The sequence below is a fragment of the Serratia sp. H402Y genome (assembly GCF_051172415.1).
In the GTDB taxonomy this organism is placed as follows: domain Bacteria; phylum Pseudomonadota; class Gammaproteobacteria; order Enterobacterales; family Enterobacteriaceae; genus Serratia; species Serratia ureilytica.
In genome coordinates this window covers 1,101,629-1,115,467 of record NZ_JBPIYZ010000001.1, presented here as the reverse complement: position 1 = coordinate 1,115,467, position 13,839 = coordinate 1,101,629, and the positions used below count along the sequence as shown (strand labels likewise).

Here is a 13,839-nt window from a genome sequence, read left to right as displayed (position 1 = left end):
GCTTTTGCAGCTGCAGCGCCTCCCGGTAGTAGAGTGTCAACTGGCGGGCGGTGTAGTGTCCGAGGCGGTCTGGGTTGTGGCCTGCCCGGATGAGGGTTGCGAAGATGCAGCCGAATCCGACAGTGTCTTCGCCCTGGCCAGCTGCAGCTGCAGGATGCGGGTGGCAGCGCCCATAAAAAAACGCCGATTCACAGCCCACCACCAGTCCATCAGCGCCAGCCCCTCACTCCCCGGCAATGTCTGAACCCACTCAACCGGCTGGTCAGTACAGTGGGCGATCAGCACCGGCAGCACGGTGGCATGTTTCGCCAGCACCTGCTGTACATGCTCAAACCGTGGGTATTCGGTCTGCATGACGTCGGCCAGGCTGGCTACCATCGGTGCCAGTGAGTCGTGCAGCACCAGCGAATCGACCAGGGTTACCTCGCGGACGGTGATGGGTTTGCCCGCGATAGTGATATCGCGGGTAGACAGCAACACGTCCAGGTCGTTTTCCGGCTCTGCAGCCGGTTTGGGTGCTACCTTTTTCATGCAACCGGCTCCCCGACATCGATGACACGGCCAAACCGACCCAGCGTTGGATCTGCCGGTTGCGCGTTATCGAACAGCACCCCGGCAGTGGTCTCCAGACCGGCCAATGAAGTGTCGCCCTGGATCAATGCCAGCGTTGAAACCGGGTCGAACGACAGCTTGTACAGCTCCAGGATTTTTGCCGCGCCGCCTTCAGCCAGGTTGATACCCTCAAAGCGCAACGCGAGATTCTCCGGCTGTGAGGTAAACAGCGTGGTGTTAACGCTGCTGGCGTACTTGTAGTTGACCGACGGCGCGGTGGTTTGGTCGGTCAGGAACAAAATGGCACCGTAGGTGTAATCCACCTCATAATCCGTGCCTTCAACCAACGTGCCGATCACGACATCACTGATGCGCTGATGGGCCAGGGAATAACGCTCACCTGCAGTGATACCGGCGGGCAGCAGTTCCGCCGTGACAGTGCCGCCGGGAATAGTTACCCGATCGCCGTACAGCACGATGGACAGGTTCTCCGCTGACAGCTCATGCCAGGTACTGGTCACGGTGCCGTCTTTGCTGGTTGGGAAGCTGCGCACCGTGGTGCGTTGACCGGAGTAGGACTCCTTGTGGGACAATTTTTCCACGGTCAGCGCGAGCGCCAGTGCGGAGACGTCGCCAATCCAGCGCCAGGCACCCGGGCGGCCGTTCGGTAAACGGCGAGCGAGGAATACCTTGCCCTGGCCGTAGTAATAGGTTTCAACTTGCTGCGCCATTATCCGCCTCCAGTTTGTTGTTACGGCGACCACCCTGGTTGTCGTTGTTCACGACAGGTAATGCCACCTCGATAATTTTTTGACCCCGGAGCCAGTCGGCCTCGGCGTCGGTTACGGTGATGGTTTCACCGGCTGCAACGGCTTTACCCGCGTGGGTATGCGGCTGCAGGAGTTTCACTTCAGGCATCGTCGCCCCCCGATCACATGTTGAACCTGGAACGTGTCCATCCAGAGCAGCATTCCGCCATCAAAATCCAGGACATCACCGCGCAACCACTGCATACCCGTGGCACTGGCGGGCGTCGGACGCCAGCCAATCAGGTGGTCGCGAACTTGCCCGATGAGTGGATTAACCTCATGGGTCAGTCCCTCCGCACCCATTCCATAATTGCGCACGGATATCGCAATCCCGATCACTGCCTCGGCCATCTGAGCGCGGGCACCGTTACCCGGAATGCCGCGCTCTGGCCCCATCAACACATACGCACCCGGCATCGCAAACCCCGACAGGTCGGTGACTTTGCTGTACTCGACGATGGTGCCGATTTGGCTGAATGGCTGTGGGTCGAGCTCCTGCAGTCGCGCGACAACCAGGTTGATATCGAACGGTCCGCTGCTCATTTGCCGTAGTCCCGTAATGTATCCATGCTGAAGGTGCGGCCCGGTCCGGTGATTTGCGGGGTACCACCTGCAGCGGGCAGCGAATCCCCCAGCCCGAGGCTGAACTTACCGGCGGCCACTTGTTCCAGGAACTTCAGCGCATCGCGGTAGTCACGGACAATCGGATCGGTTTTCTCTTCGGACACGCGGTGCGAATGCAGCTTGTACCGGGTGATGGCGCGCGCCCAACCGGTCAGGATCGACGGCACCTTCGCGAGCGGCAGCTTATAACCGCGTTTTAGCAGGTAGCCATCAACCAGCCCCTGGGTCTCCTCAACGGCATCGCCGATCTTCGCTACTGCAGCCAGTGCGACTTCCACCTCGGCCGGTGGCCAGGACGACGTCTCCTCGCCGCGCAGCAGCGCATCCAATATTTCCGGGCGCGGCATGGGTTTCCCCATCCCGGCGAACGTTTGAGACAACTCAACCGCGCCGGGGCGCTCCGCTAATTCAGCCAGCGAGATGTACCAGGTCAGAGCCATAACTCTCTTCCTCAAAACCACTCTCCCGCATGGCCAGCGTTCAAACTGGCCATGCGTATCGATGCAAACCGAATGGGCTTACGCAGCTGCGACGGCGTTCTGGAAGAAATAGCCGCAGTCAGGCGCCACAATCAGCTCGCGAACACGTTCGCCCACCCGCACGCGCTGTCCGCCGGTCAACCCCATATCCGGATCGGGAATAGAGCCAGATACGCGGTTGCCGAATTGCGCGGTAAAGCCAAAGGTGACGCCACCCTGGGTATCCGCCAGCTTGTTGCGGTAGATGAACGCGGCATGGTTCGCCCAGGCACGCACCAGCACCGGCTTTTGACCAGGGCGGGCAATGTTGACGAACGCGCTGCCGATCAGGATGTCGTCGAGCTCAAGCAGGTCGCGCAGGAACTGCAGTGGCACCAGGCCGTCTTCGCCCATCGTGCCGTTGTACGCCTTCACTACCGACGGGTTCTGCCGCAAGGCGGTTGCCGTTGCACGGCCAAACACGGCCACGTTCGGGCGCATGATCATCTTGTCGAGCGCGGTGGTGATTTTCTTGATTGGCTTGCTGGTGTCGTTGCTCCACTGGTCGGCGGCAGCCAACGTTTCCTTATTGCCGGTCGCATAGTTCGCTGCGTTGAAGACTTCTTTACTGGTACGCACTTCACGGTCCAGCAGGATCAAATCGGAGGTGCGCTCTGCAGCACGCCCCAATGGATCGTAATTCGCCGGCGCATTATCAATGTCCGACTGCGGTACCGGTGCATCCAGGCCATAATCGTTAGTCGACGAGGTTTCCTCTTCTGCATTGAATTCGACCTGGTTGGGCTGCGAAGTGCGACCCACGTTGGTGTTCGGCACGGTGAAGCCCTGACCGAGGTCGTACTTCCACCACTTGAACTCAGCTTTACCGACCGGGACGCGAGGCAAAACCTCATCGGCGATCATGCTGGTATTGCGGTACGCGATGGCGATGGCCGTCAGGTGCGGGTCAATAGGAAACGGTGCTTTTGACATACTGTCACTCTCCAAAAAAGGGATTAGGTGCCGGTGTTATCCGGCGAAAACATTCGGTTTGAACGGCGTTAACCGCCCGCCGCGGCCGCCGCCATTTGCCCCGGCGCAATCCACACCGAACCGATGTCGTCTTCCGCACCAGCGTATTCCGCAAAACCGATGTAGAAGTTACCCGCAGCAGCAGGAACGGCACGGCCTTCGTCATCGGCCGTCAGCGGTTGCCCGACGGTGACGTCAGCGCCATAACGAACAATCGCCAGGCCGGAGCGGATAACGTCCGCCGCTTCACCGATATCGTTGCCGATGGCGCTGGTGACACCGATGATGAGTTTGCTGCCGTCAACGGCCGGGGTGATTTCGTCATCCACGTTACCGTGCATGACCAACTGGCGCGGCAGCGTTGCTGCCTCTACCTTGTGCGCTGTGATCAGAACCGGAATATTCATTGCTGAGCTCCTTTCTTCACGTGATTGACAGCATCGGTATAGGAAACCGTGCGACCCTTTTTTGCCTGTTCAGCAACATAGGCGTTGGCGGCGTCTGCCACGACGGTAACGTCGGCAAAGTCCAGCGCGGCACCATCTTCCTGGCGCGTTTTCTCGCTGAAATCGACCACCTTGGGCTTTTCATTCAGCACATCGCGCAGCAGCTCTTCCGGCGTTTTGTTCACCGTGGTTTCACCGTCAGCGAAAGACAGTGGCGCGCTGTCCAGGCTGAGCAGAACCTCAACCACACCCGTTTTTTGGCGCGGCAGAATGGAACCGGCTTTCACCAGGCCATCGGCATAGCTGACGATCGCTTCGCGACGTGCTTTCGCTTCGCGTTCCTTCGCAGCTTCTTCATCTTTGCGTAATTTGGCTTCACGCTCTGCCAGCTCTGTTTCGCGCTGGGCGAGTGTCTCCGCCGTAACGGGGGGCTTTTTGTTCGGGTCCACATTGGTCTCCTCGGCATACGCCAATGGTGAGATACGAGAGTCATCCACCGCATTGGCTGCGATCTCTTCGAGGGTTCGCAGACGCCACTGCGGCATCAGTTGGTCGGCACGTTCAGCGCCATCTTTTTCCACGATGTAATCACGCACACCGCGCAATAAGTCGGTCAGGACTTCGGTTTCCCAGGGAATGGCGAACGACACCGGGGCATCGTCACCTTCGGCATATTCTGCGAACTCGGCATCCGGCAGGCCTTTTACGCCGGGAGGAACAGCCCCCAGGAAGCCAACGTGGCGCGGATAAAAGTGGCCCGGCTTAGGGTTGCCTGGTGTGTTCGGAAGGTAAAACGACAGCGAACGTTTTTTGTAGCTGCCCGCATTGAAAGCTTCGGCAAACGCCGGGTTCACCTGGTGCGGCTCGGTATACAAGAAACCGTCGCGATACTCGAAACGGCGAGACCAGCCGTAGGACGGTGCGGTCAGTTTGGGATGCCCGATGACAAAGGGGGCTTCAGACAGGGTCGGATCATAGCTGTTGGCCATGTCGATGCAGTCTTCGGCCGTTAGCGTCATGGTGCGCCCATCCATCGCGGTATGGGTACCTGGTGCAAAAACAGCGAGTGTGGCGGTAGAGGTTTGGGTGGTCATCGTTATCATCCGTCAGACGTGCAAGAACGTTACGGAGTGATAATGGCGAATTGCAGCGCGGGGGTAATCTGCCCTCGGACAGATAATAATGGGGTGGAAGCGGAAGTCGGGGTTAGCACGGGAGAGGAACTGCGCCGATAGCCGTATTAGAACGTATTATAATACGGCTCGGCAACAGGATTGGTGCCATCATGCCACAGAACGTCTCTGAGGCCGTTACAGCGCGTTTGCGGCGGTCACGGATTTAATTGCCGTTGCAGGTAATTCTTCGCCAGTTCGACCAGGCGATCACCTTGCTCGGCAGATACCCCCAACCAGGGGCGGGCCGGAATGGTGACCGTGTGCGCCGGGAGAGTATGCCACTTGGCCAGATTGGACTTCGATTTGCGAACGAACCGGTTATCGACCTTGCCGTTCTTCTTCTGCCGATAGTACGCCTGCTGGCTCCGCGCAGCGATTTCGATGGTGCCGCCAAACTGGTGGATGGCACCGTACACGCGGTCGGTACCGAACAGCAGCTCCTCGGCGTTGATCTGCCACCGCAGCGTATTACGCAAAGGGCCATCCAACGTCAGGATTTTGTCCTTGTTCTTGCGCTTGCGCTTTTTATAGCGCGGCGATAGGTCCGCCCAGGGCACACCGTCCGGGGACTTTTGCTCTCTGAACCGCTGCTGGTGAAACTCCAGCAGCTTCTCGCCCATACCAGCCAGCAACGGCGCGGGGTCAGCCAGCGCCGCCTGGGTGTTGAGCAGCGTATTCAGCGCATCCTGATAGTCAAACGTCAGCGTTGCACCGGCCATCACTCGTCTCCTCGCTGATACAGCATCACGCCCTGGCGCATTGACTGCAGCAGGGCATCGTCGGTGGAGACATTTCCGGCCCAGCCGTCAGTGCCGGTCTCGAATATCACCGACACCGGATCAGGCTGGCCAGCAACCTCAACACGCGCCAGGTACCGACGGTGAACCACCGCTTGATCCATGCCGGGTTGCCAGACCACTTGTGCCCATATTTCATCGGGAACCTGGATAGCCTGAGCCAACAGCAGCAGTTGGTCTGCAGCATCATTTATCTGGCCCGCGCCGTCACGGGCAGCAAACATTTCGGCACCGATGGCGATACGCTGGCCAGCGGCATCACGGAAGGCAACAGGCTGTGTAGTTGTCGCGCCAAAGACATTGAGAAATGCCTCTGGACCATTCCCGGTTGGAGCTGGATCACGCGCTGGACGTGGCGAAGATAGCGGCGGCGCTGGCGGCGTTTCATTGGGTGCTGCAGGCGCAGTGGGTGAACCGTCTCGTGGTGATGGCACCTGGCTGAAATATTTGCTGCGGCCCGGCGTATGCTCGAAGCCGGGGTCAATGCCCTCGGGCACAAACACCATGCGCGGCCCGCCTGGGCTGCGTTGCCCGATGGTCCGCTGCACGAACTTGATGGTCGGTGCGGTATCCGGCCCGGCTTTCCCCATGCGTTTAAGGTCGTCCTCCGTGCGGGCGATCACGCTGCACTGACAACCCCAGGCGTTGATCGGGAAATGATACACCCACCAAGGGTCGTCCCAGCGCAGCACCATACCATTCCAGGCCAGATGCTCTTCGCGCGGCTCCTTGACGACGTCGCTATGGACGTACTCCCAGTAGGGGTGGGAATCCCGCATGGCCATCAGCTGCTGGAAGCGACCTGCCATATACGATGACCGGAGATTGGTTTCGTAAATGACGCGGGAGCGCCATCCAAAGCCGCCGTTGTAGCTCCAGCCATAACGCGCAACGATGCTTGAAAAATCCTTACGGAAGTCGGCCAGCGTGCGCCCCTCGGCGATGGCGCGTTCAACCGCCTGGCGAAAATCTGCCAGCAGATCGTCGCGATTGGCTCCGGCCACAATAAACTCGTTGTCATGCTCGGCACCGTAAACATCCGTCCAGGCATCAGTCTTGGTATTGAGCTTGCGTCGGAAAAAGGCAAGCTGCTCGCGGAACGGCAGCGAGCCGTAGGCAACATTACCGGCCATTCATTTCCTCCAGCAATTCATAGCGTCCCGCCAGCGCGGCGGCAGACATCGCCTGTGCCATCACCTCGGCGTACTGTTCCAGGTCCATGTCCGGCAGTAGTTTATCCAGGCCGTCGCGCAGCGACTCCAGTGACTCGGCGTTATCGACCAACTGCTGCAGCTGCGCCATCCAGCCATCGGTGGTCGGTGCCAACTCACGATTTAGACGGTTGGCCATCGCGGCCGGAGCGTCAGGTTGATGGCTGTGTTCAGCGAATTCGACGTTGGCTTTCGCACCTGCGGAGAGTGGCGTTTCAACAGCCGGTTTCGGTTCCCACTCCCCGCCATAGGTTTCCTGGGTGCTGGCCAGCGTTGGGCGGAACCCGGTGGTTTCGCTGACGGCTTTGTCACGCTCTGCGCGCGCGGCCAGGTCTTCCGGATCATCAAACACGCGAGAGACTACCGGTACGGCAGCGCCGGGGAAGTTGAACTCGGTCAGCCATTTGCCTGGACCACGGTTCCACGACTCGCAGATCACATCCGCATCGGATTTGGCGATCGACGTAAGGATTTTATCCTGCAGAGACTCGTCACCGCCGATGCCTTTTGATGCACCGCCAGAACTGGAAATCTGTCCGACCACCACACGTCGGATGGCCTCATTCATGGCGTTATACATCGCCTGGTAATCGGCAGCGCCCGAGCGCGATGCGCCCAACATTTCTATCGCCATGCCCTCCGGCATGATGACGCCACTGTCTGTGGAGATCGCGCGCGTCAGCGCCAACAGGTTACGTTTCTGCTCTGGTGTCGCACCTTCCGGGTGCTTGCCCGCGACTGTCGGCATACCGAACTTGTCCAGGAAGATCAGCCAGAACTTGATGTCGTTGCGTTTGAAGAACGTTGGCCAGTAGAGCCAGTGCGCCAGGCCCATACCGTAGGGCTCGTCATCGTGGTCAGCGCCGGTCGCGAACGACCAGAAATACGGTGCCGGGCACGGTTCGCCAACGGTCATATTCTGCGGTGTCAGCAACCGCAACTCACCTGTCGGGCTGAAGCGGAAGCGCCGACGGTCACGGACTTTGACCTCATCGAACCACAACAGATTGTCGCGCACGCCGTAAATCAGCTCGGCAACGGCATAGCCGTAAAACACGCCGTAGTGCATCAGACGGGTGATACGGTCAAAGCCCAGGCTCTCAATCTGCTGGCGCATGGCGTCGGCGGCTTCGATATCAATCGGCCGTTCGCCACCAGCTTCGACCTTGATCTCGCGGGAGATCAACGCATCCTGGCGCTGGGTGAACGCGGATTTTACCTCCTCGTCGCTCAGCACCTCACGGTAAATCTTGAGGTCCGGCGCTCCACGACTCTGCAGAACGCTGTCCTCTGCGAGCGCCAGTGCACCGACCCACGGACGGGTAATGTCGCGGCCGTCGCCGGTGGACGCAAACTCCTGGCCCAGCTGTGGACGAAGCATGGCTGGTGTCGCCTGGCTTGAGCGGCGACGGTTCTTACGGCTCATATAAATCCTCCAAAGTCATTCAATCCGCGCACCGTACCGAAGCCGGTATCCGTCAACTCGCCGCCTCCTGTAGAGCCATAGCCCGACAGCACCTGATAAACTGGCCGCGCGCCGGTGGATTCAAAGGCGATCTCCGCCGCCAGGTTGAGCGCAGCATAGTTGCCCAGGCAACCGGCAATAGCCGAGTCACCGTGGCGCACCAGTTCGGCATCCTTCAGGTCTTTTTTCTCCAGGCGTGACACCATCGGTATGCCGTCGATGTTCTCCACGGTTCGCAGATCCTGCGCGACGTTTTCATCGCGAGGCAGGGTTATCATGCTGTCCTCAAACAAACTGGTGAATTTAGGCATCCAGATGCCGTACCACTGACGGCTCAGGGTTATCTCGGCAATACGCGGGCGGCCGTAACGGTCAGCAGTATATTCAGCCAGTACCATACCCGGTCCGGTGGCATCAATCGCACCGCCGGATTGCCGTGGAAGATGGTCGATGAACCAGAACAATATCTGCTGCTGGAGTGCGGACGGGACATTGTTCAGCTCTAGGAGGAACGGGACATCGCGACGCAAGTTTTGTGTGATGGCCACGGGCATGATGGAGGAAAAGTGCCTGTGACGGGCAAAGTCCATGCCGAATACATGCCGCCATTCGGGGTTCAGTGTTGCTACCATCACGGGGCGCAACTCACGGTCAATCCATTCGTTACCCCATGCGGTTCGGTCAGTCTCGGTCATATTGATAAATTCATCATCCAACGCGAGACGTATTACCGGCCGCTCTTCCGGCATGGCCCGCTCAATCCAGACCCCAGGAATACACACACCATTACCGTCACGAGGGATCGCGTCGAGCTCCTCGCGCATCGCCGCTTTACGCGGACCATAGGCGTTGCGGATGCGGTTATACCAGGCTTCTTTCCCCTCAATAGTGGCGACTTCACCTTTCATGGCGCATGATCGCTCGTAGAGTCCATTGGCCACAGCATCGTCGAACGTGACGGTAAACACCGCCGCATCCTTGCCATAGCGCCCGGCTTCAATATCAGTACATAACTGATTGAACGCGTTATTTTTGCCGTTATGTGAACTGATGATGACGATACGCCCGCCCCAGATCAGCAGTGCGGTCGCTGCATCCAGCACGCCCTGAACGTCTTGGTGGAATGCCGCCTCGTCGATAATGACCACGCCCTGCAGGCCGCGAATATTGGCTGGACGAGAGGACAGCGCCGCCACCTGAAACCCGCTGGCGAATCGCACACGGTAGGCCGTGATTTGACGTGTATTCCCCTTGTCGTCCTGGTCCTCGAACAAGAACTCCTCGATGGATGACACCGACTCAGATTGCTGAGCGGCAATCACACGCGCGAACTTGGCCACGTAGCCGATAAACTCCAGGCCTTTCTCTTTGGTGTCACCGATGTAGTAGACGTTGTCGCCGCCAGCGGCTTTCTGCGCACCGGCAATCAGCGTCGAGTTGAGCCCCCAGGCGAAAGTGATGCCGGTGCGTCGGCCCTTGGGAATAGCCAGGATAGAGACATCGAATTTGAGGCACTCCACCTGGTGTGCCATTAGCACGCCGTCGGCGAAGGGGTTGAACGCGAACGGAATATCTCGGGCTCTGGCGGGCAGCTCGTCCCACTCAACATTACGAACGGTAGATGCCAGCGGTTTCATCACTTGATCCCCAGGAATTTTTCACGCCAGAACTGCACCTGATCTTCACTCAGCCCCTGAGCAGTAGCGACTTTCTCCAGATTCGCCTCCTGCTCCTGCAGCAGACGTTCGCGGGCAGCGCGTTCAATCTGCTGGCGTTCCTGCAGGGATTCTTTACGCGCCTGCAGAACATCTTTAGCCGCGCGCGCCAGGTGACGCACGGTATCGATATCCGTCTCCGGCTGTTCAAGCGCAGCAAATGTAGCGTGGGAGGTGAGCGTCGTGACAGCCTGAACCATCAACGCCCCGGCGCGTTCGTCCGGGTTCTCACCCAGTTCGCTCACCAGCAGCCGGGCCATCTGGTCTTGCTCGCGTATGCGGCCAACCATCTCGCCGAACGATTGTTTATAGCGTCCCAGCGCACTGCGGCTCGGGGTTTCGTCCGCATCAGGGAAATGCTGGCGAATGTCATCCAGCAGCTCATCCAGCGTCAGCTGGTCCTCGCGCAGACGGCGTTCGATATGCGCCCGAACGTCGGTCGGCAGTTTGTGAATGGTCGATTTACGGCCCATCTCAGCCTCCTGCGCCAGGACGTTTAACGCCGTGGACAATGGCGCGACCGGCAGCGACATCGGCACCGCGTTCGGTGAGGCGGGCAACCAGCACAGTCTCGATATCGTCGATACGTACCAGCCCCTGTTCCTCGAGCCAGCGCAGCTCTGACTTGACCTGGTCACGGCTCGGAGCGTGGCCATAGCGAGTCAGTGCCTGGTAAATCACTGAGCTATTGGAACTGTAACTCGGCATCTCGGCCAGAAAGCGCAACATGACCAGGCGCTGATCTTCGCGCAGGAAGTCGGCAAAACTCATGGTGTCCTCCGTTATTTCTTCTGCAGCAGATAGGCTTCGATATTCTCGGTACGACGATAGGTCGCGGCCATCTGCTCTTGCATCCCATGCATCTGGGCCTCAGCCCGGCTCAGCTTGCTGATGAGCTCGGTGATTTGTGACTGTGTTGGCACCGATTTAATCTGCGCTTCAACGGTGGTAATGCGGGTGCGTAACTCCAGCAGTTCTTTCTGGCTGGCCGACTGGCGGCCAATCAACCAGGTATATACCCCGACGACGGCCATCACTGCCCACTGCAGAAATGCCCAGTCGAACCTCAATTCATTAATTTCCACAACTACCCCCTTGAACACATTGAATAATATTGGCCAGCCGACCGGCGCAGACGCCGTACTGGTCGTAAACCGTTTTCAGCGCGACGACGGCGGCGTCGGCGCTGTTATCGTCCGGCAGCGCCGGTGGCGGGCACCGTACCGCCAATTCTGCTGGCAATACCGCTGGTTGTGGCGGTAGCAGCACGCTGCTGGGCGGCGGCGAGTTGCTGCATGACGTCAGCGTCAAACTCGCAATTAACGCGACGGTCAGCGGTTTTTTTGAGGGCATCGCGGATCTCCCGAGTGGATTGGTTATCAGCTGCAGCGCGGTCGGCGATCTGCTGCGCCAACTGCTGGCTGGCGGCGTTGGCTTGCGCAGTCAGTTCTTTGGCACCGGCAATAAACTGGTTGAGGGCATCAGCAGCTTGGCGGGTCTGGCCTCGGGAGCACTCCAGACGAGCCTCAAACACACCTTGTTTTCGGCCTGCATCGTAGAATGCCCATAGGGTTCCAAGGATGAGGGCTGCCCAAATCACATACCGTGCGATAACTTTCAGCCAATCACTCATGGCAGACCCCCGAACCCCAGCCCGCGCGCTCATACAGCGGTTGCCACGAGTAAATGATACGAACTGGGTAGCCCCGGTTCTCACGGAAATTGGTGGCAGAGCGCCCGGCGTTCACCTTCTCGACCACGTTCCAGTAGCGCCTGGCATCCAGTCCGCGCAATGCCGCCAGCTTGCGGTCACGCTGCACCCAGCCCAGACCGCCGTTATAAGCTGATAGGACGTAGGCCCAACGGTCGCATTCGGTCGCAGCAGTGATACGGTCATAATGCCAACGGTCATAGGCCACCAGTGCCCGTATCGCCCAGGACGGATTCAGCGGCTGGTTATCACCGAGACTTTGGGGGTAGATGCCCGCAATCCAGCCCGCTGTCGCAGGCATAAACTGCGCCAGTCCCAGCGCACCGACAGGCGATTTTGCCGTGGCGCGCCAGGTCGACTCTTGATGAATTTGACCGGCGAATGTCGCCACCGGCGCATCCAGCCCCCAGACTACGCGGGCGTTGCGGGTCAGTTCGCGCTGATATTGCCGGGCATCCTCAGGGATAGCAGCGGCCACCGGATGACAGGCGCTAAGCAGCAGAAACAGGCAAGAGAGCAGGCATCTCATGCTTATAACCCCATCGTGACGCCGATACAGATGGCTGAGACAATCAGTGCCCGGCGCAGCAACACAGCGGCAAACACCAGCTCGTAGCCGGTCGCGACAGGGAACTCCGGCTCGTTGCGGCCTGACGGGATTAGTGGTTTACCCTGGGTCTCTTTCCAGTCGTCAATCAGGTAGCTGCCGGGGCTGGCGTACGGGAATAGCGCGCGGTCGAGGTGATAGCCGAGAATGGCTGCGATGGACACCAGCGACAACTTGTACAGCGTAACGCCGAGCTGCATCGGTGAAACGATAGCGATGGCGAGCAGCAGAACGACTGCGAGTATGATCCAGTTACGCAGGCGCTGGTGACGGACTTTGTGAAGTAACGACATGATGATGTTCCCTGTTGATGAGGTGGAATAGCTCAATAGACAGGGAACATTGTGCGATAGGACAGACTGTGGAGTAATTTGCCCTGGGACAGATTATTTAGACTTTGTAGCGTTAAAAGTGTCGATAATGGCGTTTACAGCCAACCAAACCCCTTTGCCATAATCCCCGCAAGGCCGATTGCAGCGGCTATTAGCGAGCCAAAGAGTTTATGGAAGTCACTTCTCTGGATCGTTCTTAATTCTTTAATATCTGTTTTTATTTCAGAAATATCGCGTTTGATATATTCAACATCAGACTCTAGTTTGGCTACTCTCGCTTCTAACATGTCATTGCCTCCACCTCCATCAGACCCATGCGAATAATGTAGTTGTTCAGAAATACGGTGTGATGGAAAATCAACAAGATTTGACCCCATTCTAATCCTCTCGCTGCTTTTTGTCGCTATGCTCAAACCACTCAAGGACCGGGTGAACGGCATAATGACTTGTAAAACCACAGTTTTTGCAAATTATCCTGTACTGATAGCTATAAATGGAATCAGGTTTGCTCGGGTCAATGCAAATAAATTCGATATATGAATATCGTAAATCGCTAGTGATGCCTCCGACTGGTGGGCGATTACAAACTGCATAGCCAAAGGCTTCAACTTGTGGGACGGACATGTCACGACTACGGCAAATAGGACAAAACAGTCGACCTACATTTTTTTCTACCAAGAATAAGGCAAAATCGTCAGCAGACACTTGCTCCAAACGACTCTGAATTTCTCTAGGGACCTCGAATTTATCCTGTTTCAAGTTTACGCCTCTCTATTTTTATGTCCCTGGACCAAAGATTCCTATCAAACCTTTTATGCAAACTATCCCTGAACTAAGAAAGAGCGGCCCGTCGGGTGGTGGAACACCCGGCAGGCCATCAACACCACAGCTTAGACCTGTGAGTC

General features: G+C 58.2%; 20 protein-coding genes. All 20 read right to left on the bottom strand.

Annotated elements, in window-relative coordinates:
* Positions 1-36: 36 nt before the first annotated feature.
* Positions 37-531, bottom strand: coding sequence for a DUF6631 family protein (locus ACSBQS_RS05695; protein WP_434989914.1), 495 nt, complete (start codon positions 529-531; stop codon positions 37-39).
* Positions 528-1,283 (bottom strand): hypothetical protein, encoded by a 756-nt coding sequence (locus ACSBQS_RS05690; RefSeq protein WP_060424466.1) that lies wholly within the window; start codon positions 1,281-1,283, stop codon positions 528-530. The genes ACSBQS_RS05695 and ACSBQS_RS05690 overlap by 4 nt, the downstream gene beginning before the upstream one ends.
* The gene (locus tag ACSBQS_RS05685; RefSeq protein WP_060424468.1) at positions 1,267-1,470 is read right to left on the bottom strand and encodes a DUF7210 family protein; all 204 of its coding nucleotides are present in this window, start codon (positions 1,468-1,470) and stop codon (positions 1,267-1,269) included. The genes ACSBQS_RS05690 and ACSBQS_RS05685 overlap by 17 nt, the downstream gene beginning before the upstream one ends.
* Entirely contained in the window at positions 1,458-1,904 is a 447-nt protein-coding gene (locus ACSBQS_RS05680; protein WP_060424470.1) for a phage tail terminator protein, read from the bottom strand. Before ACSBQS_RS05680 ends, ACSBQS_RS05685 begins: the two co-directional genes overlap by 13 nt.
* Positions 1,901-2,425, bottom strand: a complete 525-nt coding sequence (locus tag ACSBQS_RS05675) for a gp436 family protein (protein ID WP_060424472.1) — start codon at positions 2,423-2,425, stop codon at positions 1,901-1,903. The genes ACSBQS_RS05680 and ACSBQS_RS05675 overlap by 4 nt, the downstream gene beginning before the upstream one ends.
* Before the next feature lie 78 nt (positions 2,426-2,503).
* On the bottom strand, positions 2,504-3,436 hold the full coding sequence (locus ACSBQS_RS05670) for a phage capsid protein (RefSeq protein ID WP_434989912.1): 933 nt from the start codon (positions 3,434-3,436) through the stop codon (positions 2,504-2,506).
* 68 nt (positions 3,437-3,504) lie between these two features.
* Positions 3,505-3,882 carry a capsid cement protein gene (locus tag ACSBQS_RS05665; protein WP_308370124.1) on the bottom strand — a complete coding sequence of 126 codons (378 nt, stop codon included), beginning with the start codon at positions 3,880-3,882 and terminating at the stop codon, positions 3,505-3,507.
* Positions 3,879-5,015 (bottom strand): hypothetical protein, encoded by a 1,137-nt coding sequence (locus ACSBQS_RS05660; RefSeq protein WP_434989910.1) that lies wholly within the window; start codon positions 5,013-5,015, stop codon positions 3,879-3,881. The genes ACSBQS_RS05665 and ACSBQS_RS05660 overlap by 4 nt, the downstream gene beginning before the upstream one ends.
* Before the next feature lie 236 nt (positions 5,016-5,251).
* Entirely contained in the window at positions 5,252-5,815 is a 564-nt protein-coding gene (locus ACSBQS_RS05655; protein WP_261154006.1) for a phage virion morphogenesis protein, read from the bottom strand.
* The gene (locus ACSBQS_RS05650; RefSeq protein WP_434989907.1) at positions 5,815-7,026 is read right to left on the bottom strand and encodes a PBECR2 nuclease fold domain-containing protein; all 1,212 of its coding nucleotides are present in this window, start codon (positions 7,024-7,026) and stop codon (positions 5,815-5,817) included. The genes ACSBQS_RS05655 and ACSBQS_RS05650 overlap by 1 nt, the downstream gene beginning before the upstream one ends.
* Positions 7,016-8,530, bottom strand: coding sequence for a DUF935 domain-containing protein (locus tag ACSBQS_RS05645; protein WP_434989905.1), 1,515 nt, complete (start codon positions 8,528-8,530; stop codon positions 7,016-7,018). Before ACSBQS_RS05645 ends, ACSBQS_RS05650 begins: the two co-directional genes overlap by 11 nt.
* The gene (locus ACSBQS_RS05640) at positions 8,527-10,206 is read right to left on the bottom strand and encodes a hypothetical protein (protein ID WP_234721399.1); all 1,680 of its coding nucleotides are present in this window, start codon (positions 10,204-10,206) and stop codon (positions 8,527-8,529) included. Before ACSBQS_RS05640 ends, ACSBQS_RS05645 begins: the two co-directional genes overlap by 4 nt.
* The gene (locus ACSBQS_RS05635; RefSeq protein WP_434989903.1) at positions 10,206-10,757 is read right to left on the bottom strand and encodes a phage protein Gp27 family protein; all 552 of its coding nucleotides are present in this window, start codon (positions 10,755-10,757) and stop codon (positions 10,206-10,208) included. The genes ACSBQS_RS05640 and ACSBQS_RS05635 overlap by 1 nt, the downstream gene beginning before the upstream one ends.
* A 1-nt stretch (position 10,758) precedes the next feature.
* Positions 10,759-11,055, bottom strand: a complete 297-nt coding sequence (locus ACSBQS_RS05630; RefSeq protein WP_160125174.1) for a VpaChn25_0724 family phage protein — start codon at positions 11,053-11,055, stop codon at positions 10,759-10,761.
* A gap of 11 nt (positions 11,056-11,066) precedes the next feature.
* A complete protein-coding gene (locus ACSBQS_RS05625) occupies positions 11,067-11,369 on the bottom strand; it encodes a DUF2730 family protein (RefSeq protein WP_434989902.1) in 303 nt (100 codons plus the stop codon).
* Positions 11,359-11,553: a hypothetical protein gene (locus tag ACSBQS_RS05620; RefSeq protein ID WP_434990867.1), complete on the bottom strand. Its 195-nt coding sequence runs from the start codon at positions 11,551-11,553 to the stop codon at positions 11,359-11,361. The genes ACSBQS_RS05625 and ACSBQS_RS05620 overlap by 11 nt, the downstream gene beginning before the upstream one ends.
* The gene (locus ACSBQS_RS05615) at positions 11,474-11,917 is read right to left on the bottom strand and encodes a hypothetical protein (RefSeq protein WP_434990906.1); all 444 of its coding nucleotides are present in this window, start codon (positions 11,915-11,917) and stop codon (positions 11,474-11,476) included. Before ACSBQS_RS05615 ends, ACSBQS_RS05620 begins: the two co-directional genes overlap by 80 nt.
* Complete coding sequence (locus ACSBQS_RS05610) at positions 11,910-12,524, bottom strand: transglycosylase SLT domain-containing protein (protein WP_434989901.1); 615 nt, start codon at positions 12,522-12,524, stop codon at positions 11,910-11,912. Before ACSBQS_RS05610 ends, ACSBQS_RS05615 begins: the two co-directional genes overlap by 8 nt.
* A 2-nt stretch (positions 12,525-12,526) precedes the next feature.
* Positions 12,527-12,895: a putative holin gene (locus ACSBQS_RS05605; protein ID WP_434989900.1), complete on the bottom strand. Its 369-nt coding sequence runs from the start codon at positions 12,893-12,895 to the stop codon at positions 12,527-12,529.
* 134 nt (positions 12,896-13,029) lie between these two features.
* A complete protein-coding gene (locus ACSBQS_RS05600) occupies positions 13,030-13,311 on the bottom strand; it encodes a hypothetical protein (protein ID WP_434989899.1) in 282 nt (93 codons plus the stop codon).
* Positions 13,312-13,839 lie beyond the last annotated feature (528 nt).

Coding starts and splice junctions, on each gene's coding strand:
- ACSBQS_RS05615 (WP_434990906.1), bottom strand. CDS start 11,917: ATGAGTGATTGGCTGAAAGTTATCGCACGGTATGTGATTTGGGCAGCC.
- ACSBQS_RS05645 (WP_434989905.1), bottom strand. CDS start 8,530: ATGAGCCGTAAGAACCGTCGCCGCTCAAGCCAGGCGACACCAGCCATG.
- ACSBQS_RS05665 (WP_308370124.1), bottom strand. CDS start 3,882: ATGAATATTCCGGTTCTGATCACAGCGCACAAGGTAGAGGCAGCAACG.
- ACSBQS_RS05670 (WP_434989912.1), bottom strand. CDS start 3,436: ATGTCAAAAGCACCGTTTCCTATTGACCCGCACCTGACGGCCATCGCC.
- ACSBQS_RS05640 (WP_234721399.1), bottom strand. CDS start 10,206: ATGAAACCGCTGGCATCTACCGTTCGTAATGTTGAGTGGGACGAGCTG.
- ACSBQS_RS05680 (WP_060424470.1), bottom strand. CDS start 1,904: ATGAGCAGCGGACCGTTCGATATCAACCTGGTTGTCGCGCGACTGCAG.
- ACSBQS_RS05610 (WP_434989901.1), bottom strand. CDS start 12,524: ATGAGATGCCTGCTCTCTTGCCTGTTTCTGCTGCTTAGCGCCTGTCAT.
- ACSBQS_RS05675 (WP_060424472.1), bottom strand. CDS start 2,425: ATGGCTCTGACCTGGTACATCTCGCTGGCTGAATTAGCGGAGCGCCCC.
- ACSBQS_RS05635 (WP_434989903.1), bottom strand. CDS start 10,757: ATGGGCCGTAAATCGACCATTCACAAACTGCCGACCGACGTTCGGGCG.
- ACSBQS_RS05690 (WP_060424466.1), bottom strand. CDS start 1,283: ATGGCGCAGCAAGTTGAAACCTATTACTACGGCCAGGGCAAGGTATTC.
- ACSBQS_RS05685 (WP_060424468.1), bottom strand. CDS start 1,470: ATGCCTGAAGTGAAACTCCTGCAGCCGCATACCCACGCGGGTAAAGCC.
- ACSBQS_RS05605 (WP_434989900.1), bottom strand. CDS start 12,895: ATGTCGTTACTTCACAAAGTCCGTCACCAGCGCCTGCGTAACTGGATC.
- ACSBQS_RS05630 (WP_160125174.1), bottom strand. CDS start 11,055: ATGAGTTTTGCCGACTTCCTGCGCGAAGATCAGCGCCTGGTCATGTTG.
- ACSBQS_RS05660 (WP_434989910.1), bottom strand. CDS start 5,015: ATGACCACCCAAACCTCTACCGCCACACTCGCTGTTTTTGCACCAGGT.
- ACSBQS_RS05695 (WP_434989914.1), bottom strand. CDS start 531: ATGAAAAAGGTAGCACCCAAACCGGCTGCAGAGCCGGAAAACGACCTG.
- ACSBQS_RS05650 (WP_434989907.1), bottom strand. CDS start 7,026: ATGGCCGGTAATGTTGCCTACGGCTCGCTGCCGTTCCGCGAGCAGCTT.
- ACSBQS_RS05655 (WP_261154006.1), bottom strand. CDS start 5,815: ATGGCCGGTGCAACGCTGACGTTTGACTATCAGGATGCGCTGAATACG.
- ACSBQS_RS05600 (WP_434989899.1), bottom strand. CDS start 13,311: ATGGGGTCAAATCTTGTTGATTTTCCATCACACCGTATTTCTGAACAA.